Origin of the sequence: Microbacterium sp. GbtcB4, assembly GCF_019091465.1 — a bacterium.
Taxonomy (GTDB): Bacteria; Actinomycetota; Actinomycetes; order Actinomycetales; family Microbacteriaceae; genus Microbacterium; species Microbacterium paraoxydans.
Map to the genome: position 1 here is coordinate 75,108 of NZ_JAGXJJ010000008.1, position 21,567 is coordinate 96,674.

General features: G+C 70.9%; 21 protein-coding genes. 10 read left to right on the forward strand and 11 right to left on the reverse strand.

Translation table 11 applies throughout. The annotated features are described in order from the left end of the window. Positions 1-138 precede the first annotated feature (138 nt). Positions 139-630 carry an FBP domain-containing protein gene (locus KVS71_RS13420; protein WP_060922428.1) on the forward strand — a complete coding sequence of 164 codons (492 nt, stop codon included), beginning with the start codon at positions 139-141 and terminating at the stop codon, positions 628-630. Here the strand turns inward: KVS71_RS13420 and KVS71_RS13425 are convergent. The 6 genes from KVS71_RS13425 to KVS71_RS13450 form a co-directional block, all read right to left on the reverse strand. Then, the gene (locus tag KVS71_RS13425) at positions 627-1,448 is read right to left on the reverse strand and encodes a PaaX family transcriptional regulator C-terminal domain-containing protein (RefSeq protein ID WP_082750071.1); all 822 of its coding nucleotides are present in this window, start codon (positions 1,446-1,448) and stop codon (positions 627-629) included. The two genes, KVS71_RS13420 and KVS71_RS13425, sit on opposite strands and share 4 nt — an antisense overlap. Then, entirely contained in the window at positions 1,438-2,730 is a 1,293-nt protein-coding gene (locus KVS71_RS13430; RefSeq protein WP_217584796.1) for an aminotransferase class V-fold PLP-dependent enzyme, read from the reverse strand. The genes KVS71_RS13425 and KVS71_RS13430 overlap by 11 nt, the downstream gene beginning before the upstream one ends. Position 2,731: 1 nt before the next feature. Then, the gene (locus tag KVS71_RS13435; RefSeq protein ID WP_217584797.1) at positions 2,732-3,751 is read right to left on the reverse strand and encodes a hydrolase; all 1,020 of its coding nucleotides are present in this window, start codon (positions 3,749-3,751) and stop codon (positions 2,732-2,734) included. After that, positions 3,751-4,602 carry a tryptophan 2,3-dioxygenase gene (locus tag KVS71_RS13440; RefSeq protein WP_060922424.1) on the reverse strand — a complete coding sequence of 284 codons (852 nt, stop codon included), beginning with the start codon at positions 4,600-4,602 and terminating at the stop codon, positions 3,751-3,753. The genes KVS71_RS13435 and KVS71_RS13440 overlap by 1 nt, the downstream gene beginning before the upstream one ends. 85 nt (positions 4,603-4,687) lie before the next feature. Then, on the reverse strand, positions 4,688-5,740 hold the full coding sequence (locus tag KVS71_RS13445) for an alpha/beta hydrolase (protein ID WP_368874834.1): 1,053 nt from the start codon (positions 5,738-5,740) through the stop codon (positions 4,688-4,690). A 51-nt stretch (positions 5,741-5,791) separates the two neighbouring features. Then, complete coding sequence (locus KVS71_RS13450) at positions 5,792-6,316, reverse strand: TetR/AcrR family transcriptional regulator (protein ID WP_105950369.1); 525 nt, start codon at positions 6,314-6,316, stop codon at positions 5,792-5,794. Positions 6,317-6,394: 78 nt separating this feature from the next. Between KVS71_RS13450 and KVS71_RS13455 the strand changes: the two genes are divergently transcribed. Next, a complete protein-coding gene (locus tag KVS71_RS13455) occupies positions 6,395-7,105 on the forward strand; it encodes an MBL fold metallo-hydrolase (protein WP_217584798.1) in 711 nt (236 codons plus the stop codon). Between the two features lie 315 nt (positions 7,106-7,420). On the opposite strand, the gene KVS71_RS13460 is transcribed toward KVS71_RS13455, so the two are convergent. The 3 genes from KVS71_RS13460 to KVS71_RS13470 form a co-directional block, all read right to left on the reverse strand. After that, positions 7,421-7,948: an isochorismatase family protein gene (locus KVS71_RS13460; RefSeq protein ID WP_217584846.1), complete on the reverse strand. Its 528-nt coding sequence runs from the start codon at positions 7,946-7,948 to the stop codon at positions 7,421-7,423. A gap of 107 nt (positions 7,949-8,055) precedes the next feature. Next, the gene (locus KVS71_RS13465) at positions 8,056-9,495 is read right to left on the reverse strand and encodes a cytosine permease (protein WP_217584799.1); all 1,440 of its coding nucleotides are present in this window, start codon (positions 9,493-9,495) and stop codon (positions 8,056-8,058) included. A 44-nt stretch (positions 9,496-9,539) separates the two neighbouring features. Beyond that, complete coding sequence (locus tag KVS71_RS13470; RefSeq protein WP_217584800.1) at positions 9,540-10,823, reverse strand: M18 family aminopeptidase; 1,284 nt, start codon at positions 10,821-10,823, stop codon at positions 9,540-9,542. A 227-nt stretch (positions 10,824-11,050) separates the two neighbouring features. On the opposite strand from KVS71_RS13470, the gene KVS71_RS13475 reads away from it, so the two are divergent. Continuing rightward, positions 11,051-11,914 carry an EamA family transporter gene (locus KVS71_RS13475; protein ID WP_060922417.1) on the forward strand — a complete coding sequence of 288 codons (864 nt, stop codon included), beginning with the start codon at positions 11,051-11,053 and terminating at the stop codon, positions 11,912-11,914. 9 nt (positions 11,915-11,923) lie between these two features. Here the strand turns inward: KVS71_RS13475 and KVS71_RS13480 are convergent, their stop codons facing one another. Next, on the reverse strand, positions 11,924-12,577 hold the full coding sequence (locus tag KVS71_RS13480) for a response regulator transcription factor (RefSeq protein WP_029989098.1): 654 nt from the start codon (positions 12,575-12,577) through the stop codon (positions 11,924-11,926). A gap of 226 nt (positions 12,578-12,803) precedes the next feature. On the opposite strand from KVS71_RS13480, the gene KVS71_RS13485 reads away from it, so the two are divergent. Continuing rightward, positions 12,804-13,946 carry a sensor histidine kinase gene (locus KVS71_RS13485; protein WP_025102499.1) on the forward strand — a complete coding sequence of 381 codons (1,143 nt, stop codon included), beginning with the start codon at positions 12,804-12,806 and terminating at the stop codon, positions 13,944-13,946. 215 nt (positions 13,947-14,161) lie between these two features. Here KVS71_RS13485 and KVS71_RS20030 read toward each other — a convergent pair whose 3' ends face one another. Further along, a complete protein-coding gene (locus tag KVS71_RS20030; protein WP_368874840.1) occupies positions 14,162-14,905 on the reverse strand; it encodes a GntR family transcriptional regulator in 744 nt (247 codons plus the stop codon). Between the two features lie 169 nt (positions 14,906-15,074). Here KVS71_RS20030 and phnD point away from each other — a divergent pair, with 169 nt between their 5' ends. Genes phnD through KVS71_RS13520 form a run of 6 tightly spaced genes read left to right on the forward strand, consistent with a single transcriptional unit; the run spans position 15,075 to position 21,565 of the window. Then, entirely contained in the window at positions 15,075-15,998 is a 924-nt protein-coding gene (gene phnD, locus KVS71_RS13495) for a phosphate/phosphite/phosphonate ABC transporter substrate-binding protein (protein ID WP_025102497.1), read from the forward strand. A 28-nt stretch (positions 15,999-16,026) separates the two neighbouring features. Next, entirely contained in the window at positions 16,027-16,854 is an 828-nt protein-coding gene (gene phnC, locus KVS71_RS13500; RefSeq protein ID WP_105950365.1) for a phosphonate ABC transporter ATP-binding protein, read from the forward strand. After that, complete coding sequence (phnE, locus tag KVS71_RS13505) at positions 16,851-18,626, forward strand: phosphonate ABC transporter, permease protein PhnE (RefSeq protein WP_217584801.1); 1,776 nt, start codon at positions 16,851-16,853, stop codon at positions 18,624-18,626. Before phnC ends, phnE begins: the two co-directional genes overlap by 4 nt. After that, complete coding sequence (locus KVS71_RS13510; protein ID WP_217584802.1) at positions 18,623-19,762, forward strand: TIGR03364 family FAD-dependent oxidoreductase; 1,140 nt, start codon at positions 18,623-18,625, stop codon at positions 19,760-19,762. Before phnE ends, KVS71_RS13510 begins: the two co-directional genes overlap by 4 nt. Next, a complete protein-coding gene (locus KVS71_RS13515) occupies positions 19,759-20,466 on the forward strand; it encodes an HAD family hydrolase (RefSeq protein ID WP_060922818.1) in 708 nt (235 codons plus the stop codon). Before KVS71_RS13510 ends, KVS71_RS13515 begins: the two co-directional genes overlap by 4 nt. A 10-nt stretch (positions 20,467-20,476) precedes the next feature. Further along, the gene (locus KVS71_RS13520; RefSeq protein ID WP_217584803.1) at positions 20,477-21,565 is read left to right on the forward strand and encodes an alcohol dehydrogenase catalytic domain-containing protein; all 1,089 of its coding nucleotides are present in this window, start codon (positions 20,477-20,479) and stop codon (positions 21,563-21,565) included. Positions 21,566-21,567: the final 2 nt, after the last annotated feature.

A 21,567-nucleotide genomic window follows, 5' to 3' on the forward strand; every position in this document is an offset into this window, starting at 1 on the left:
TTCAGCGCCGCAGGCAGAGGCTGAGGACCGGCCGGAGGCGGAACCCCGTCCCCGGCGCTGCGTCGTACCCCGGCATCGTCCGGGTGATCCTCCGATCCGTCTCGCCGACCCGGCGATCACACCGAAAGCTCTTCTCTCATGCGTCCCATCGACGAGCGCGCCCTGCGCGCCTCCTTCTGCAACGCCTCCCGCAAGGAGGTCTCCGACATCACTCTGCCGCCCGACTTCGCCGAGACCGACTTCGAAAGGCTCGACTACCTCGGGTGGATCGACCCGAAGCTGCCCCGGCGCGCCTATGTCGTCGTGTGGATCGACGACGAGCCCGTGGGCGTCGTGCTGCAGCGCGCCGAGCAGCGCGTGCTCGCCCGTGCGCAGTGCTCGTGGTGCGAGGACGTGACGCTCCGCAACGACGTGCAGCTCTACGTGGCCCGACGCGCCGGTGCCGCCGGTCGCAAGGGCGACACGGTCGGCGTGCTCGCGTGCGCGGAGTTCGGCTGCAACGCGGCGGTGCGCAAGCTCCCGCCGCTGGCCTATCCGGGGTACGACCGCGAGCTCGCGCGCGAGATGCGGATCCTGCGGCTGCAGGAGCACGTGACCGGATTCGTGCGCGAGGTCGCCCGGACCGACTAGGCCGTCACGGCTCGCACGTGAGCCAGGGCGGGTGCCTCCCACGCCGCCGACAGCCGGGCGAACGCCTCGAAGCTGCGTCCGCCCGGCCAGTCGGCCGGCAGCATCGCCGGGGGCAGCCCCGGATCGGTGTAGGGCAGCACCCGCCACCGGTCGATGAGGTGCACGTAGGCCGGGAAGGGCTCCTCGGGCAGGGCCGTGAGCGAGGCCTGGAAGGCTTCGTGCTCGCCGCGCAGCGCGTCGAGGTCCCACCACGTGGCGGCGGCCTCGGCCAGCGTGCCGGCCGGGGCGGGGGCCGACGCGTCGAACAGCGTCGCCCAGCGGCGGGCACCGAGTTCGTCGAGGATCTGCTCCGCCTCCGCCCTGAGGTGCCCGGGACAGATCCACAGGGCGGGGGAGACGACGCCGGCGCCGATCCAGTGCAGTCGACGGCGCAGTTGATGGCGCACGCTGCGCGCGCTCTCCGGGATCGAGAACGACACCAGGCACCACGGATCGTCGTCGGCCATCTCCTGCATCCGGAAGATCCGGCGGTCGCCGCGCTCCAGCATCGGCACGGCCGCCGGGCTCAGCCGGTAGCCGACGGCGTCGCGGCGCTCCGGCAGGAGCAGGCCCTTCTGCTTGAGACGGGCGATGCCCGTCCGGGCGGGAGCGGCGGGGATGCCGAGGTCGGCGGCCAGCGCCACGAGGTCGGCGGCCGAGATCCAGCCTCCGAGTGGGCGCAGATACAGGCCGATCAGGGTGCGCAGGAGCGAGGCGGTGCTGCCGGGGCGCGCGTCGATGTCATCGAGCACGACCGGCGCCGCGGGGTCAGGAGACACCGGACTCCAACGCATCCCTGACCGCGAGCACCCCGGCGACGGTCTCGGCATGCGAGGTGCTCAGCGGCGACAGCCCGAGCCGGATCCCGTCCGGGAAGCGGAAGTCGGGGATGACGCCGTCGGCCCAGAGCTTCCGGGTGACCTCCCGGAAGTCGGGGTGGCCGATCGTGATGTGTCCGCCGCGTCGCGCCGGGTCGCGAGGGCTCAGCAGGCGCACGTCCAGGGGCGCGAGCAGCTCGTCGTACGCTCGGACCGCGAGCGCGGTGAGCGACTCCGACTTCGCGCGCACGCCGTCGATGCCCGACTGCTCGATGAGGTCGATCATGCCCTGCATCGCGAGCATCGAGGTCACCGGCGGCGTGCCGCTGAGGAGCTGACGGATGCCGTCGGCGGGGACGTACTCCGGGCCCATGGCGAAGATGTCGGCCGCGCTCCACCACCCCTGGATCGGCTGCCGCAGCAGGCCCTGCAGGTCGTGGCGGAGGTAGGCGAACGCGGGCGATCCCGGGCCGCCGTTGAGGTACTTGTAGGTGCAGCCGACGGCCATGTCGACGCCCCAGTCGTCGAGCTGCATCGGCACGACGCCCGCCGAGTGGCAGAGGTCCCACATCATCAGGGCCCCGGCCTCGTGCACGACGGCGGTGATGCCGGGCATGTCGGCGAGGGCGCCGGAGCGGTAGTCGACGTGGCTGAGCGAGACGAGCGCCGTCCGCTCGGAGACCACCGCCGCGACGTCGTCGATCGTGACGCCGTGTACCGGATCGGGCGTGATCCAGCGCAGCGTGGCCCCCATCTCCGCCGCCGCGCCCTCGGCGAGGAACCGGTCGGTGGGGAAGTTCCCCTCCTCGATCACGAGCTCCGTCCGCCCCGCGGGTCCCTGAGTCGCGCCCGTGGGTCCCTGAGTCGCGCCCGTGGGTCCCTGAGCCTGTCGAAGGGCCCCCCGCATCAGCTTGTACAGCAGGACGCTCGTGGAGTCCGACACGACCGTCTGCCCCGCGCCCGCACCGAGGGCGACGGCGCCGATGCGGTCTCCGAGCTCCATCGGCAGGGCCATCCACTGCTCGTCCCAGGAGCGGATGAGGCGGGTGCCCCAATCCTCGCGCACGAACGCGGCGAGCTTCTCCGGCACGTCGCGCAGCGGACGGCCGAGCGAGTTGCCGTCGAGGTAGGCGGTGACCCCCGGGGCCTCGACGAACGCATCGAGATGCGCGGCGAGCGGGTCGGCGGCGTCCAGGGCGCGGGCGGCGTCGAGGAGGGCGGTGTCGGCGGAGCGGTCGGTCATGTCACACCTTCAGGTCGGCGGGGGTGAGGGGGCGGGCGGCCAGGGGATCGGCGGATCCCGGTGGCAGCAGGAGGAGGAGAGAGCGGGGATCGAGCGGGTCGACGGGCGCGAGGGCGCGGAGGAGGGCGTCGTCGTCGAGCCCGGCGGTGCGGAGGGCGGCGACCTCGGCGGGGTTCAGGTCGACGGGGGTCGGGCCGTTGCCCATATCGGTGCCGTAGCGGACGGTGCCGCCGGCGGCATGGAAGCGGGCGACGTTGTCGATCGCGATGGCCCTCGTGGCGGGGTCGTGGATGGCGAGGGTGCTGATCCAGGAGGTGCGGGCGGTCTGCTCCGCGATCTCCTCGTCGTCCAGGCGCTCGGAGAACGGGGCGTGGGCCAGCTGCGTCGCTCCGAGGCGGACGACGCGTTGCGCTTCGCCGGAGCCCTCCGCATGGGCGATCACCGGGAGGCCTCGGGCTGCGGCGAGGTCGGCGATCGTGCGGAAGAGGGCGTCGGAGAAGACCGGGCCGGCGGTGCTGTTGCTCGCGACCTTGATGCCGGAGACACCGGCCGCCACCAGCTCCTCGATCACGGTCGCGGCCGCCGTCGAGTCGGCGATCTCCCGGACGGAACCTGTCGGCGCCCACGCGCGGTCCGAGGGGTAACCGCCGGGGGGAGTGAGGAACGCGCCGGCGAAGTCGACGGTTCGCAACTCAGGAGAATCCGGCCCAGCTGCACCCGGAACCGCCTCGGAAGCGCCTCCGCCGATCGAAACTCCTGAGTCGTGAACGGCGATCCGCGCCACCGTGGACGGATCGCCGCCGAGGTCGACCACTCGTCCGAGGCGCGATGAGGCCAGGAGCGTGTGGTCGACGAGCTGCAGGTGCACGTGGTGGTCCGTGAAGCCTCCGACGATGCGGCCGGAGAGGACCGGGGCCCCCGGCGCGGATGTCTCCTCACTAAGCCGGGGGAGCCCGTCCTCGCCGAGTCCGACGACGCCGTCCCGCCAGCGCTCGCCGTCGAAGAACGTCGCCGTGAGCATCAGGAACCGATCTCGGTGCGGACGGTGTAGAGCTCGGGGAAGAAGGTCAGGTCGAGGGCGCGCTGCAGGAAGCCGACGCCGCTCGATCCACCGGTGCCGACCTTCATCCCGATGGTCCGGGACACGGTCTTGAGGTGACGGAAGCGCCAGAACTGGAAGTTGTCCTCGAGATCTACGAGGTCCTCGCAGGCCTCGTAGAGATCCCAGTGGGTGCGCGGATCCTGGTAGATCGCACGGATGGCAGGTACGAGGGCCGGGGTCTCGCGGTACGGCTCCCGCACGTCCCGGTCGAGGATCTCGCGGGGGATCGGGAGGCCGCGGCGAGAGGCGTAGCGGAGGAACTCGTCGTACAGCGTGGGCTTCTCCCACTCGGCCGTGAGGAGCGCGAGGTTCGCCGGGTGGTCGCGGAAGACGCTCAGCATCTTCTCGTTCTTGTTGCCCAGCGCGAACTCGACGGCCCGGTACTGCACCGACTGGAAGCCGGACGAGTTGCCGAGGGCGCCGCGGAACTGGGCGTACTCCGTCGGGGTCAGCGTCGCCAGGACCGACCACTGCTGCGTCATCACATCCTGGATGCGCTTGACCCTGGCGATGCGCTTGAGGGCGTCGCGCAGGTCGTCGGCTGCGAGCAGCTCCCGCGCCGAGCTGAGCTCATGCAGCAGCTGCTTCAGCCAGAGTTCCGTCGTCTGGTGCTGGATGATGAACAGCATCTCGTCGTGATGCTGCGGGTCGCTCACCGGATGCTGTGCCGTGAGGAGCTGGTCGAGCGCGAGGTACGAGCCGTAGGTCATGCGGCCGGAGAGGTCGGTGACGATGCCGGACTCGAGTGCGCGTTCGTTCTCGGTGTGCATCCCGTGAACATATCACTTCCGTGCCGGTCGTCACAGACATGTTATGTCCGGGCCGGAGCGCCGGGCTCGGACGAAAGGGGCCGGTTCAGCGAGTGTGTGCGTCGAGGAAGGCGATGGTGTCCGCGAGCGCCTTCCGGGCCTCGGGGAGATCGAGGTGGAACTGGTACTCGTGCGGGAGCTCCGGCTCGCGCGGCGCGGGCCAGAACACCGGAGTGACCTCGACGCCGAGTTCCTGCAGCCGCTTCGCCATCGGGATCGACTGGAGCCAGGTGAGCCCGTCGCCGTTGCCGCCGGAGATGTACGTCGCGGGGAAGTCGGCCGTGACCCAGTCGACGGTCGACATCGTGGCACCCGTCGAGTCCTCCGCCCAGGTCTTCGTGCCGGAGTACGCCCACATCGCCGACTTGAAACCCCATCCGGCGACCCCGTCGAGTTCAGCCAGCGCGGCGAGGTCGTAGACGCCGCAGTTCAGCACGGTCGCGACGAGCTGGTCGGCGCGGAGCGACGGGCGGATGCCGAGGATCTCGGCGTAGTCCGGATTCGTGATGAGCGTCGCCATCTGGCTGGCGAGCTGCGCCCCGGCGGAGTCTCCTGCCAGCACGATGCGTCGCGGATCGACGCCCAGCTCCGCCGCGTGCGCGTCGATGTAGGCGAGGGCCTCGTCGAGCTGGTGGACGGCCAGCGGGTACACGCCCTCGGGTCCGCGGGTGTAGTTCACGCCGATGGTCGTGTATCCCTCGGCGGCGAGGATGCGGAGGTACGGATCGACGTCCTCCTTCGAGCCCGAGATCCAGGCGCCTCCGTGGATCCACACCACGGTCGGCAGTGCGCCGTCGGCGGAGGCCGGGCGGAAGACGTCCATCGTCGTGTCCGTTCCGGCATCTCCGTAGGCGATGTCCCTCCGTTCGTCGAGCGCGGCGTCAGGGACGTGCTTCGTCATCTCCGCCGCGGTCTCGTCACCGCCCTTCGTGAACACGGAGCGGATGATCATCGCGGACGGCCACGGGGTGAGCGCGCCGACGATCGCGACGACGGCGGCGACCGCGGCGAGGGTGCCCACGGCGATCTTCGTGCGACGCCAGGGCCTCTGGGCGGTCTTCGCGGCCACGGTTGCGGCGGTGCTGCGGGAGTCTTCCACGGCCTCAGTGTGGCAGCATCCGCCGTCGCGGACCGGGAATGACGGGCGTCCTCACCCGGCGAGGCTCGCGAGGAGACGCCGGAGGCCGTACTCGAAGGCGCGGTCGACGTCACCGCCGAGTCGGAACGCCCCGGACAGCTCCATCTGCAGGAACCCGGTGGCCCAGGCGGTGAAGAGACGCGCGGCGTCGAGAGCGTCCGCCTCGCCCACCGCGGTGGCGCAGGCGCGGATGACGGGGGCGGCGGAGCGTTCCAGCGCCTCGTGCGGGACCGCGGCGTTGAACATGAGGCGGAAGCCCTCCGGGTGCGCGTGAGCGAAGGTGCGATAGGTCCGGGCGAGGGTGGAGAGGTCGTCGCCGGCCGCCTCGAGCTCGGTCGCGAGGGCATCGACGGATGCCGTGGCGACCGCGACTCGCAAGGCCTCCCGATCGCGCACGCGCTTGTAGAGGGAGGGGGCGCGCACGCCCACGCGCTCCGCGACCGCCTGCATCGTGAGTCCCGCAGGGCCGTCGACCTCGATGATCTCCTGGCCGGCCGCGACGATGGCATCGATCGACGTGCGTTCGGGAGTAGGCATGGATCCTCCTCGATGGCTATTGACAGTAGCCATGATAGCTACGTAACGTAGCCATCGCAATCGTCCGAGAGGATCATCATGAAGCTCGCCCCCCACCTCCACCGCCTCGGCAACGACATCGTCGCCTCGTACCTCATCGACCTGCCCGAGGGCATTACCCTCGTCGACGCCGGGTTGCCCGGGCACTGGCATGACCTTCAGCGGGAGCTCGCCGTGATCGGCCGCCCGCTGTCCGACATCCGCGGACTCGTGCTGACCCACGGCGACAGCGACCACATCGGATTCGCGGAACGACTGCGTCGCGAGTCCGGGGTTCCGGTGTTCATCCACGGCGCCGATGCCCACCGCGTGCGTACCGGGGAGAAGCCGAAGACCCCGATGGGCCCTGCCCGGCTCGGTCCGATGCTCGGCTTCCTCGCCTACGGCCTCCGCAAGAGTGCGCTCCGCACACGCCACGTCGCCGAGGTGTCCGAGGTCGCGGACGGTGACGTGCTCGACCTCCCAGGGGCGCCGGTCGTCGTGGGTCTTCCGGGGCACTCGCCGGGGAGCATCGCGGCGCACGTCCCGGCGGTCGGCGCGGTGTTCGTCGGCGACGCCCTGACCACGCGGCATGTGCTCACGGGGGAGGAGGGCGCGCAACCCGCCCCGTTCACCGACGAGCCCACGGAAGCCCTGGCCTCGCTCGACCGCCTCGCGGCGCTCGACGCCGAGTGGGTCCTTCCCGGCCACGGTGCTCCGTGGCGCGGAACTCCCGCCGACATCGCCGCCGCGGTCCGCGCGCACGCCTGACGCTCGCCCCTGTCGGGTCCAGTGACGCTCCTCGCCGCGTATGCCGAGGTGCACTTTCCGTCCCGCCCGAACGCCACAGCACGGTGCCGGATCGATAACGCACCCCAGTCGCGCGGTAGAGGTGCGTTTCGCGTCCCGCGACGGGGAGTCCGTGCGGGATCGAAACCGTGCCCGGCGGACCCTCGCGAGGGGCGGAATGCGTCCCGCTGGGAGGGCCTGCCGGCGTGCGGGATCGAAAACGGGCGGGAGACGGCGTGCGGAGGTGCGATTTCCGTCCTGCACGGGCGCGGGCGCGGGCGCGGGCGGGGGGAGGGGTCAGGGGGAGAGGAGGGTGGCGGTGTCGGTCACGGTGATCTGCGGGGGATACAGGGACATGACCTGCACGGCGGCGGCGTGGTTCTCGATCGTGGAGCCGGCGCAGGCATCCGCCGCGAGCGTCACGCGTGCCCCGGCGTCCGCGGCGGCGAGCGCGGTGGACACGACGCAGCAGTCGGTCGACACCCCTGCGAGCACGATCCGGCCACCGTGCCCCACGATCGCCTCCAGTTCCTGGCCCCACTTGCCGAACGTCGGGAGGTCCACGGTGGGATGAGGAGACAGGCCTTCCGCCTCGGGGACGAGCGCGTACAACGGGTCGTCGGCGGGGCGGTCGGCGAACGGCCACGCGGCGAAGTACTCGCCCCAGGAGGTCGAGCGGTCAGCCGTCGGCAGCCACCGGGTCACGAGCACGCGCTCGCCGAAGGCCTCCGCGAGGCGCCGGATGTTCGTCATCGCGGCGGCGAAGAACGGCGAGCCCCAGGCGGAGTCGGGGGACGCGAAGATCACCTGCGGATCGACCACCACGAGCCAGCTCTCGTCCGCGGAGCCTGCCGCCCCCTCGGCCCCTGAGCCTGCCGCCCCCTGGGTCCCTGAGCCTGCCGCCCCCTGGGTCCCTGAGCCTGTCGAAGGGCTCACGACTCCTGCCGCCGGATCTTCCCCGCCCGGGCGAACCAGGTCACGAGGAACGACAGCACCAGCGCCACGAACACCCCGAGGTTCGCATAGGCCCAGTCCCCGTCCGTCCCGCCGACGAGGAACAGGAGGTACCCCTGCCAGTTGTTCCACGGCGCGGCGTCCGCGAAGCCGTTGAGGACGAGACCCCAGCCGATCACGCTCGCGACGACCATGGTGCCGATCGACGTCCAGTCCCAGGCGCCGTAGCGGCCGCGGCTGTCGAAGAGGGCCTCGTCGTCATAGTCCTTGCGACGGCGCAGGATGTCGGCGATGAGGATGCCGGCCCAGGAGGCCAGCGGTACGCCGAGGGTGATGAGGAAGCTCTGGAACGGGCCGAGGAAGTCGGTCGCGAAGAACACCACGAAGATGGTGCCCGCCGTGAGGATCGCGCCGTCGATCGCCGCCGCCGACGGCCGCGGGATGCGGATGCCGAGGCTGAGCAGCGTCAGGCCGGAGGAGTAGATGCCGAGCACCGCGCCGGAGACGAGCGCGAGCACGGCCGTGAACAGGAACGGCACGAGGACCCACACCGGCAGGATGCTCGCGAGCGCGCCGATCGGGTCCGCGGCGATCGCGTCCATGAGCTCGGCGTCCGATCCCGCGAGGAGCAGACCGAAGACGACGAGGATGACCGGTGCCACCGAGCCGCCGATGGTGTTCCAGGCGACGATCGCCCCGTCGGACGCGGTGCGCTTCTGGTAGCGCGACCAGTCCGCGGCGATGTTGATCCAGCCCAGCCCGAACCCGGTCATCACCATGACGAGCGCGCCGACGACCTGGCCGATGCCGCCGTCAGGCCGGGCCAGCACCGCGGCGAGGTCGATGCTCGGCGCCGCGAGGATGATGTACACCACCGTCACGACGCCCGTGATCCAGGTCAGCACCGACTGGAGCCGCATGATCGTGTGGTAGCCGAGCACCGAGGCGGCGACGATGAGTGCCGCGACGATCACGGTCGCGAGGATCTTCAGCCAGAGGCTGTCCCCGTCGCCGCCGAGCTGCGTGATGACCGTCGCCGTCGCCAGTACCGCCATGATCGCGAGGAAGGTCTCCCAGCCGATCGACGTGAGCCAGGACACGATCCCTGGCACCTTCTGCCCCTGCACGCCGAACGCGGCCCGGGAGAGCACCATCGTCGGCGCCGACCCCCGCTTGCCCGCGATCGCGATGAGGCCGCACAGCAGGAACGACACGACGATGCCGACGACCGACACCACCGTCGCCTGCCAGAACGAGATGCCGAAGCCGAGCACGAACGAGCCGTACGACATTCCGAACACCGAGACGTTCGCCGCGAACCACGGCCAGAACAGGTCGCGGGGCTGGGCGGTCCGCTCGGACTCGGGGATGATCTCGATGCCTGCACGCTCGATGAGAGCCGGCCTGATGTCGGTCATCCTCACATCCTGGCACTCCGGGGGCGCACTCCGCGCGGCCCGATTCAGCCGGCGAAGAAGGCCCCGGCCACGCGCGTCAGGTCGTGCAGGTCCGAGACCCCGGCGAGCTCACGCGCGGAGTGCATCGAGAGGATGGGGATGCCCACGTCGACCGTGCGGATGCCGAGCCGGGTCGCGGTGATCGGGCCGATCGTCGACCCGCACGGCACGCTGTTGTTCGAGACGAACTCCTGCGTCACTACCTCGGCCCGATCGCACCAGTTCCGCCAGGACGCGGCGCCGACCGCATCGGTCGCGTAGCGCTGGTTGGCGTTGAGCTTGAGGATGGGTCCGGAGCCGAGCACGGGCTGCACGACGGGGTCATGCCGGCCGATGTAGTTCGGGTGGACGGAGTGCCCCACGTCGCTGGACAGGCACCACGACGACGCGTACGCCTGGCGGCGGGCGGAGCCGTCGGCGCCGAGCCCCGCGTAGAGCCGCTCCAGCACGTCCTCGAGGAAGGGGCCTGCGGCGCCGGAGCGCGACTCGGAACCGAGCTCTTCGTGGTCGAACGCGGCGAGGATCGCGACGGGCGCGCCCGCGGCGGGTTCGTGTGCCGCAAGGGCCACGACGCCCGCGTGCACGGAGGCGAGGTCGTCGAGTCGGCCGGAGGCGAAGAACGCATCGTCCTTGCCGAACACGGCGCCCCGTGCGGCGTCGGCGACGACGACGTCGTAGCCGCGAATCTCCGCGACGGCCACTCCGGCGGAAGCGGCGAGCTCGCCCAGCACATCGGCCTCGGTCGGATCCCCCAGACCCCACACCGGCTGCGTCTCGGTCTGCTTGTCGAGCGCGAGGCCGTTGTTGACCCCGCGATCGAGGTGGATGGCGAGCTGGGGGAGGCGCAGCAGGGCTCCGGTGTCGGCGAGGACGACCCGTCCGTCGGCGAGGGCGAGTCGGCCGGCGAGGCGCAGCTCCCGGTCGAGCCAGGAGTTTAGCAGCGGACCGCCGTACACCTCGACGGCGGCCTGCAGCCAGCCGCGGGCTCCGGTGGTCGGCTGCGGCTTGAGCTTGAAGCCGGGGGAGTCGGTGTGCGCCCCGAACACGTGCACGGGCGTCGTGGCGGTCGCATCCTCCGGCACCACCCATGCGATCGTCGCGCCGTCGCGGACCACGAGGTACCGGCCTCCGGGCTGCGCGGGCCAGGCGTCCTCCTCCTGCAGCCGCGTGAAGCCGGCCTCCTCCAGGCGGCGGGCCGTCTCGGCGGCTGCGTGGTAGCTCGACGGGGAAGCGGCGACGAAGTCGGCGAGGTCCTCGGCGTGGGCGAGGGCGTCCGGGGTGACGGGCATGGCAAGACCTTCCTGCGCGGGGTGTGCTTCGAGCGTAGTCGCGCCCGGTCACCGCACCCTTCCCGGTCGGGGATAGGGTGGTGGCGATAGCGCCTAGGGTTCCGGGGTCTGCACCCGTCTGGTCCGAGCGGCGCCACGGTCCTCCTCCGCAGGAGGGCCGTCATCTGACAGGACAAAAGCCCGGAGGACCCGATTCGTCGCGCCCGCGGCGGAGGGAAGGGTCTGCCGTGTCCGCTGTCGCTCTCGTCCTCGTCCTCGCCGCTGCGATCGCCCACGCGTCGTGGAACGTCATCGCGCACGGCATCAGCCGCGCCGGCTCGCCGTTCCTGTGGTGGGGTGCGGTCGCCAGCACCGCCGTCTGGATCGGCGCCGTGCCGTTCACGGGCGGACTCGGTGCGGCCGACCTCGGCTCGTTCGCGCTCGGGGTCTCCGTCTCCGCGGTCCTGCACGTCGCCTACATGGCCGTGCTGCAGCGCGGCTACCGGGAGGGCAGCCTGTCGACCGTCTACGCGACGGCGCGGGGCACCGGGCCGTTCCTCTCCGTGATCGTCGCCGTGCTCCTGCTCGGCGAACGCCCCTCGGCCCTGGCGCTCATCGGCGTCGCGGCGGTGATCGTCGGCGTGGTGGCGATCGGGTTCGTCGACCGCCGTCCGGCGGGGAGCGGGCGCCGCGTCGACCCCGGGCTGTTGTTCGGCGCCCTCACCGGCGTGGCGATCGCGGTCTACACGATCTGGGACGCCCACGCGGTGCGGGAGTGGGAGCTGTCACCGGTGGCGTTCATGGTGGGGACGACGCTGCTGCAGGTGCCGTTCTACTCCGTGGCGGTGCGCGGACGATGGGGTGCGGTCCTGGCGCTGGGGCGCACGCAATGGCGCCGCATCCTGGCCTTCGGCATCCTGTCGCCGCTGTCCTACATCCTCGTGCTGACCGCCATCCAGATCGCTCCGGTGGCGCTCGTGGCGCCGCTCCGCGAGGTCAGCGTCGTGCTCGTGAGCCTGTTCGGCGCCTTCGTCCTGCGCGAGTCCCGGCCGGGATGGCGGATCGGCGCCTCGCTGGTCGTCCTCGTCGGGATCGTGCTGCTCGCGCTCTGAGGCCCCGGCTCAGCGGAAGGTGACGAGGCCGGCGTGGGCGGCCGTGACGAGGATCTGCACGCGGTCGCGCAGGTGCCACTTCGACATCATGCGACCGAGGTGGGCCTTCACGGTCCCCTCCGAGACGATGAGCGCCTTGGCGATCTCGGCATTGGACATGCCCTTCGCGAGGCACTGCAGCACCTCCTCCTCGCGCTCGGTGAGCGGTTCGAGGGTCTCCGCGGCCGCGGTGGGAGTGGAGTCGCGCACGTGGCGGATGAGCATCGACGCGATGCGGGGCGACAGCGAGCTCGCTCCCGCGAACACCTCGCGCACACCCGTGACGATCTCCTCCGCACTGGAGTCCTTGAGCAGGTAGCCGGAGGCGCCGGCGCTCAGCATGGGCAGCACGGTGTCGCTGCCATCGAGCGTGGTCACGGCGAGGATGCGCACGTCGGGCCACCGTTCGGCGATCGCCGCGGTCGCCTCGATGCCGTTCATCTCCGGCATCTGGACGTCCATCATCACGACGTCCGGCTTCTCGCGCTCGACCGTCGTGAGGGCCTCCCGGCCGTCCTCTGCCTGCGCCACGACCGTGATCTCGGGCGCGCGCGACACGAAGTGCGACAGCGCGGAGCGGACCAGAGGATCGTCATCGACGATCACGACGCGGATTTCCTGCATGGAGGAAGCCTAACGGCGTGAAGCGGGCGCTCTGAGGATGTAGACCTTTGGCTATCGAGGTCTGGACGAAGGCCAGATGTGCGCTCCGCGCGCCGCCGAGAAGATGAATACAGACATCGACAAACGGCACTAGGACGGAGGTGAATGTAATGACTTTCTGGCAGCAGGTTAGCAAGTTCTTTGGTCTCGTCCGCTAGAGTACCTGGCGAATAGGAGATAGTGAACCATGGCCTTCGACCATTCGATTCGCGGTTCTGCGGATTCGCTCCGACTGGTTCGAGGCGAGAAGCTGAGCGCCGTCGAGCGCATCGTTGTTCTGGTGATCGTCTCCATCACCATCGTTGTGGACCTCATCGGCGTCATCACCGTCCCCGGTGCCAACCCGGCAGTCGTGGTGGTGAGCGTCTCGTCCACAGCTGTGTTCGCCCTCTATCTCTGGAATCCCCTCCTTGCGACATGCGCCCTCGGCGTGGTGTTCGCGACATCCTTTCTCGTAGGCAGCGAGTACCAGGTCTTGACGGCCGCCGCAGTCGCGGCAGGTCTCGTCATGAGGCTCGGATGGACCTCGCTGATCCTCTCCTACGCCGGCGCATTTCTCGTCGCAGCAGCTCTCGTCGCCATCGGTGACGCGGACGCAGGCGTGAATGTCGCCATCTATCTCGTCTTCGCCGCGGTGGCGGGCGCCGTAGGGTTCGCCCTCAGACTGGCGTTCGCCCGCGGCAGCAGACTCGAGCGTCAGCTGGAGGCTGCGGCTGAGCAGGAACGGGAAGCCGTTCTCGCCGAGCGACGATGGATCGCCGGCGAGCTGCACGACAGCATCGCGCACCACCTCACGGTGGTCTCGCTGCACGTGCAGATGCTCGAAGACCCCGACACCAGCGATGGCTCCCGGGAGGCGATCCGTGTCGCCGCCCGCAAAGCCATGACCGACCTCCGTTTCGTGATCGACCTCGCCGACGACGGCCCACGTGCAGCGGGCATGCCGACGGGCGACCTCGTCGCCGCGGTCGAGGAGGCGCAGGCCGAGTTCGAAGCGGCAGGGCACGAGGTCGTCCTCGACGGAAACCCCGGCGACGAACGGATCCCTCGTGCCGTCGAGATCGTGCTCGCGCGCATCGTGCGCGAGTCGGCCACGAATGTTCTGAAGTACGCAGGCCCCGGCACCGTCGAGATCCGTCTCGCCGTTGACGACGACAAAGCCCATCTGTCGCTGCGCAGCCCGCTGCCCACGACGCCGCGTCGTGAGCTCTCCTCCAGCCGGACCGGGCTCGGGCGGATGGCCGAACGCGTCATGGGTGCCAGCGGCGAGTTCAGCGCCGGTGAAGTGGACGGGCACTGGCTCGTGTCCGCCGTGTTGCCGGTGGTGTGAGCCCCGCGTATCCTGAGATGAAGCCCGTGATTCCGGCCCCGAAGCCGTAGACGAAAGTCTACGAGTGTCTCGACATTCGGCACTTCAGCGGCCTCGCGGCGCCGACATATCCTGAAGGCTCCCCAGATAAAGCGTCCCCAGCGCTGCGATCGCGGGCGCGATCTTTCTGGCTTCTTAGACTCCCGCGCCCGCGGTCGCGAATCTGTCTCCGGGCCTCAGCCGCCCACCGCTCTCATGAAGTGCCCGTCCGTCGATATCCCGGACGCCGACACCGTGAAGCGCACCACCTCGCTGAGGTAGCGGTCCTCCGACGCCTCGAAGATGCGCCCCTCCGCGTCCCTGGACGTCCGGGTCAACCGCAGGATGGGCGTCCCGCGGGGCACGCGCAGGAGCGCCGAGTCCTGATCGTCGGCCGCCACGGCATCGATCACGTGCTGCAGGGTGACGATCGGATGCCCGACCGACGCGAGGTGCTCGGTGATCGAGACCGCGTCGAGGTCGACGTCGAACAGCCGACGGCCGACGTCCTCCGTGTAGGCCAGTCGCTCCAGCATGGTCGGCCGTCCGTCCAGCAGCCGCAGTCGTACCACGCTCACGATCGTGTCGTCGGGTCCGACGCCCAGTGCCGGGCCGAGATCGCCCGCGCGTCGCAGACTCAGCTCCTGCGTTTGCGCGCCCGGCGTGACGCCGAGATCCCGCGCCCAGCGGGTGAAAGGGACCGAGACGTCGACCGCCTGATTCGCCTTGCGCGCCACCACGCGGGCGGGGCGCCCCCGGCCGGTCTCGATCAGCCCCTCGGCGCGGAGGGTCGCCAGGGCGTTGCGGATCGGACCCCGCGACGTGTGCCACCGCTCCGCGAGCTCCGCCTCCGTGGGGACATCGTCCCCGGGCCGGAGCGTGCCGTCGACGATCCGCGCGCGGAGGTCGTCGGCGATCTGGGTGTACACAGGTTCGGCCACATAGGTACATTACTTCGTCTGTCGTGTCCGGGCCTGTGTGTTGTGGGGCCGTTCATCCAGAAGAATCGCGGGTGAACGCCGCCTGAACTCTTCCGAGATAGGTATACATGTCGGCCCGACGGCTGGGAGAGTCGTCCCTGGATCACTCCTCCCACCCTGAAAGGTCCTCATGAAGCTCCGCGCTCTCCCCGCCCTCGCCGGCGCTGCGATCCTCGCGTTCGGCCTCGCCGCCTGCTCCGGATCGGCCGATGCCACCGACGCCCCCGGCGACGCACAGTCCGCCGGCGGTTTCGCCGTCGACGAGAACACGCTCGTCTTCGGCGTCGTCCCCGACTCGGTGGACACCGAGACGAACTACCAGCCGCTCATGGACTACATCGCCGAGGTCACCGGCAAGACCGTCGAGTACCACGAGTCCACCGACTACGCGGCGCTCATCGAGGCCGCCGTCGCCGGCAAGGTCGACGTCGCCTCGTTCTCGGGGTTCACCTACGTCACCGCGACCAACAACGGCGCGAAGCTCACCCCGATCTCGTCCATCGTCACCGAGGAGGGCCAGGAGCCCGGCTACTACTCGCAGGCGATCGTGCCGGCGGACAGCGCCATCTCCAGCCTCGAGGACTTCGCGGGCAAGAAGGTCTGCTTCGTGGATCCCTCCTCAACCTCCGGCTACCTCTTCCCGTCGTACAACCTCCTCGAGGCGGGCGTCGACCCGAAGACCGACATCACGCCCGTGTTCGCGGGCAAGCACGATGTCAGCGTGCAGAAGGTCGGCGAGGGCGTCGAGTGCGAGGCCGGCTTCGCCGAGGACTCCGAGGTCGAGAAGTCCGACAAGGTGAAGGTCATCGCCGAGACGATGGTCCCGGGCGCTCCGCTCGTCTACTCCTCGTCCCTGCCGGACGACGTGGCGAAGCAGCTCGTCGACGCCCTCGGCGAGGTCACCATCGACGACATCATCGCGGCGGGCATCGACAGTGCGGACTCGGACGCGTTCCGCAGCGTGTTCTACGCGACCAAGCCGGTGGACGACGCCTACTACGACCTCATCCGCGACATCTGCGCCGAGACCGAAGCCGAGCAGTGCCAGGGCTGACGCCCCGCGCCTGACGACAGGAGAAGCCATGACCGCGGCATCCGACACCCTCATCCGCCTCGCCGGCGTCACGAAGACCTTCGGCAGCACCACCGCCCTCAAGGACGTCACGCTCGAGGTGGCGCGGGGAGAGATCGTCGTGCTGCTCGGGCTCTCCGGTTCCGGCAAGTCCACGCTGCTGCGGCATCTCGACGGCCTGGAGCTGCCCAGCTCCGGGTCCGTCGAGGTGCTCGGCGCGTCCGTGCCCGCGATGAAGGGCCGGGCGCTGCGACAGCTTCGCAGCAGCGTGGGCTTCATCTTCCAGCAGTTCGAGCTCGTGCCTTCGCTGACCGTCCTGGAGAACGTGCTGACCGGGTCGCTCTCCCGGATGCGCGGCCCGCGGCTCGGGCTGTGGAGCTACCCCCGCGCCGCGAAGCTCACCGCGCTGGAGCACCTCGACCGCGTCGGCCTCCTCGACCGTGCCTACCAGCGCAGTGACACGCTGTCCGGCGGGCAGCAGCAGCGGGTGGCCATCGCCAGGGCGCTCATGCAGAAGCCGGCGATCCTCCTGGCCGACGAGCCCGTCGCCTCTCTCGACCCGGAGTCGAGCGAGCAGGTGATGGCCCTCATCCGCGAGATCGCCGCCGACGAAGGCCTCACCGTCGTGTGCAGCCTGCACCAGGTCGACCTCGCGATCAGCTGGGCCGACCGGATCGTCGGGCTTCGGCACGGCGAAGTCGTCCTGGACACCCCGACGGACGGACTCACCAAGGCCGAGGTGATGGAGATCTACGGCCGCGTCGCGACGACCACGGCCGAGATGCGCGCCGTGCAGGTGGAACTCGTCGACGCCGTGACCACGGTGGCGGCGTCATGACAGCGGTGGGGGCCTCGACACGGGGCGCTTCGACGGGCTCAGCGCCCCAAGGCGCTTCGACAGGCTCAGCGCCCCAGGGACGGGCAAGCGTCGCGGAGCGGGCGCCGAAGCGGCCGCTCTCGGCCGAGCGCATCGCTGCCGGCCTCACGCTCGTCGTCCTCGTCGTGCTCGGCATCCTGGCGGTGCGCGACGTGGGTATCTCGATCCCCGCGATGGTGCAGAGCTGGGGCAACACCGAGAACTTCCTCGCCAGGGTCGGCGGACTCTCCTTTCCCGCGCCGGCCGACCTCGCCTGGCTCATCGCCCTGACCGTCGGCCTCGTGCTCGTCGGCACGCTGTTGGCGGCCGTGCTCTCCGTGCCCATCGCCTACCTCGCCGCCGCCAACACCACGCCGGGCGCAGGCTGGCGCGCGGCCGCCCGATTCCTCGGCGTCCTCACCCGCGCGCTGCCGGACGTCGTGCTGGCCATGGCGTTCGTGCTCATGTTCTCGCTCGGCACGCTGCCCGGCATCCTCGCGATCGGCATCCACTCGATCGGCATGATCTCCAAGATGTTCGCGGACGCCATCGAGCAGATCGACGAAGGGCCCCGTCTCGCGATCCGTGCCGCCGGTGGCTCGAAGCTCCAGGAGTTCACCGCCGGCATCCTCCCGCAGGTGCTGCCGAGCTGGGTGGCCACCGTGCTGCATCGCAACGACATCAACCTGCGCGGGAGCGTCGTACTCGGCTACGTGGGCGTCGCCGGCCTCGGGCTCGAGATGTCGTACGCGTTCAAGGCGCTGAACTACGGCAAGGGTCTCGGGATCGCGCTCGTCATCTTCGTGCTCTGCATCGTGATGGAGATCGTCTCGAGCACCGTGCGCGGTGCGATGCTCGGCGAGCAGAAGCACACGCGGTCGTGGATGGACCGGATCGTGCACCCGCGCCTGCGTCGGCGGTCGCACGCGCCCGCCGAGGGCCGCCCGGCGTGGGCGGTGAGCCCGGAGGCCGCGGTGCGTCGTCCGTGGACCGCGCAGCGCATGCGCCACACCGCGGCGGGGATCGTCACGGTCCTCGTCGTGGTCGGCAGCGTCGTCGTGAGCCAGATCACCTGGTCGGACCTGTTCACCTTCTGGGCGAAGCTGCCCGACGTCGCCGCCCGGTTCTGGCCGCCGTCGTTCGGCAGCTACGACACGGTCGCGATGCTGGAGGCCATGCGGGAGACCGTCGCCATCGCACTCGCCGCCACCGTCCTCACCCTCCTTCCCTCGCTGCTGCTCGGCTCGTTCGCCGCGCGCAACGTCGCTCCGCACGCGGCAGGGCGCGGCACCGCCCGTCTGCTGCTCGTCGGCATCCGCGGCATCCCCGAGCTGATCCTCGCCATCGTCCTCGTCGTCATCACGGGTCTCGGCGCGCAGGCCGGTGTCATCGCGCTCGCGATCGGCGGGATCGGACTGCTCGGCAAGCTCATCGCCGACTCCTTCGAGGAGGTCGACCGCGGGCCCGAGCGCGCGCTGAGGGCGGTCGGCGCCACACGGATGCAGACGTACACGTCGGCCACGCTGACCCAGGGCACCCGAGCGCTCATCGGGCACAGCTTCTACATGCTCGACACCAACATCCGCGCGGCCACGATCCTCGGCATCGTCGGCGGCGGCGGTGTCGGCTACTACCTGCTGAACGCCAGCCAGGGTTCGCGCTACGAGACCGTGACCGCGATCGTCCTGATGATCCTCGTGACCGTGCTCGCCGTCGAGGGTCTCGCGATGTGGATGAGGAAGGTGTTCCGATGACCGGGGCGAAGCAGAATCCGGACGTCGTCGTGGTGGGGTCCGGCATCGTCGGCCTCGGCGCCGCCTTCGCCGCCGTGCGCCGCGGGCTCCGGGTCGTCGTCGTCGAGCGCGGCGCCGCCCCGACCGGCGCCACGATCCGCAACTTCGGCCACCTCTGCATCGGCGCGCAGGGCGGAGAGGCGCAGCGGTACGCGGATGCGTCCCGTGAACTCTGGCTGCAGCTCGCCAGGGACGCGGGGTTCTGGCTCCGCGAGTCGGGCACGCTCGTGGCCGCCCGCCACGAGGACGAGCTCGCCGTGCTCTCCGCGGCGGCACAGGACGGGGGCATCCGGATGCTGGAGGCTGACGAGCTCCTGCGTCGTGCCCCGCTGCGCCGCGACGGGCTCGTCGGCGGTGCCCTCATCGAGGCCGACCTGCAGACGAACCCGCGCACCGCGGCGACCACGATCGTGCGCTACCTGACCGCACGGGGCGTCGAGTTCCGCTTCCGCACCGCGGTCACGGCCCTCGGCGCCGGCCGGGTGGAGACCACGCGCGGGGCGATCGACACCGGGGCGGTGGTCGTAGCCGTCAACCACGACATCGACCAGCTCCTGCCCGAGGTCGCGGAGCGTCACGGGGTGGTGCGCTGTGCGCTGGACATGATGCGGGCGGCCGTCTCCTTCCCTCGTCCGCTGACCGCGCCCCTGCTGACCGGCTGGTCCCTCATCCGATACGGGAGGTTCGCCGAAGGGCCAGAGGCCCGGGTCCTCCGTGAGCGCCTGCATGCCGAGCGCCCCGATCTCGCGGCCCTCGATCTCAATCAGATGTACACGCAGCTGCCCGACGGCACGCTCATCCTCGGCGACTCGCACGTCACCGATGCCGCCCCCTCTCCGTTCCAGCCGGAGGCCGCCTTCACCGCGTTCCTGAGCGAGGCCGAGGCCCTGTTCGAGGGGGCGGCGCCGCGGGTGATCGAGCGGTGGCAGGGCGTGTACGCGAAAGCCCCCGGCGAGTTCCTCGTCGACCGCGGAGACGACGGCGCCCTCGTGCTCGCTGCGACCACCGGCATCGGCATGACCTGCGGCCTCGGGTTCGCCGACCTCAACCTCACCGCCGCCCTCGGCGGCACCCCTGCTCTGGAAGGAACACCATGACCACTCCGATCGAACTCGTCGTCCTCGACATGGCCGGCACCACCGTCGTGGACGACGGCGTGGTGGAGCAGGCGTTCCAGCGCGCCGCCGAGCGCACCGGCGTCGCCGCGCGGCTGCCCTGGGAGGATGCCCTCGAGCACGTCAGGGAGACGATGGGGCAGTCCAAGTTCGACGTCTTCCTCCATCTCGCGGGCGGCGATGCGAGCGCGGCGCGGCAGGCCACCGCGGCGTTCGAGACCGCGTACGCCGAGATCGTCGCCGAGGACGGCGTCGCGGAGATCCCCGGAGCGGCGGACGCGATCCAGGGGTTGAAGGACGCGGGGCTCACCGTCGTCCTCACCACCGGGTTCGCTCCGGTCACGCGACAGGCGCTCATCGATGGCCTCGGATGGGGAGGACTCGTGGACCTCGCCCTGTCTCCGGTCGATGCCGGCCGCGGACGCCCCGCGCCCGATCTCGTCCTCACCGCCCTTCTGCGCACGGGAGCGTCCGCGGTGCAGGCGGTGGCCGTCGCCGGCGACACCGTGAGCGACGTCGAGTCCGGCCGTCGTGCGGGGGCCGGCTTCGTCGCGGGGGTCCTCACCGGGGCGCACGATCGCGCGGCGCTGAGCGGAGCGGGGGCTGACGCCGTGCTGTCCGACGTCACGGCGCTGCGAGCAGCGCTGGCGCAGCGCGAGCTCCTTCCTGCCGTCGCCTCCGTCTGAGGTTCGAACCATGGGAACGGTGCTGATCCGCCCACCCGGTCACCGGAGGGACGTCGCGCTGCGCCCCGCTGCCACCGCGATGGTCTGGATCGGCGAAGGCCACCCGCACGAGACCATCGCCGTCCCCGGGGTCGCGCTCGGTGACCGGGACGTGCTCGTCGCCGTGGAGATGTCGACGATCTGCGGATCGGACGTGCACACCGTGCAGGGGCGCCGGTCCGCGCCCGCGCCTCTCGTCCTCGGGCATGAGAGCGTCGGTCGGGTCATCGCGCTGGGCGACGACGGTGCGACAGCGGCGGACGGCACCCCGCTGCGCATCGGCGACCGCGTGGTGTGGTCGGTCACGGTGTCGTGCGGCACCTGCGACCGCTGTCGGCGGGGCCTCACGCAGAAGTGCCGGGATCTCGGCAAGTACGGCCACGACCGCGTCGGCGCCCACGGCGACCTGACCGGGGCGTTCGCCAGCCACGTGCAGCTGCGGGCAGGTACCGCGATCGTGCGCGTGCCGGAGGCGCTGCCGGCCGCGGTGCTGGCTCCCGCAGGCTGTGCGACGGCGACCGCATGGGCCGCCGTGGCGAGGGCCGCCCGCGACATCGATCTGGACGGCGCCGCGGTGCGCATCCACGGCGCGGGATTGGTGGGGATCAGCGCCGCGGCGATCGCGGCCGAGCACGGCGCCGTCGTCGAGGTCCGGGACCCGGACGACGACCGCCGAGCCGTCGCCTCCCGTTTCGGAGCCACCGCGCTCGACCGTGACCCGGACGTGGTCATCGAGGCATCTGGGCATGCGGTGGGGGAGGCCCTCGCCGGCGTCGCCGTCGGCGGCACGGTCGTCCTCGTCGGGAGCGTGTTCCCGGCGGCGCCCGTCCCGCTGGACGCGGAGGATCTCGTCCGCCGGCTGGTCACGGTGACCGGCGTCCACAACTACGGCGCCGACGACCTCGCGGCAGCGGTGTCGTTCCTCGCGGGTCGCGGGCGCGCGTATCCGTTCGCCGAGGCCGTAGGCGCCGTGCGACCGCTGCTCGACATCGACGCCGCTCTCACGGAGGCTGCGGCGCCGGGAGCCCCGCTGCGGGTGGGGCTGGTGCCAGGCCGCTGAGG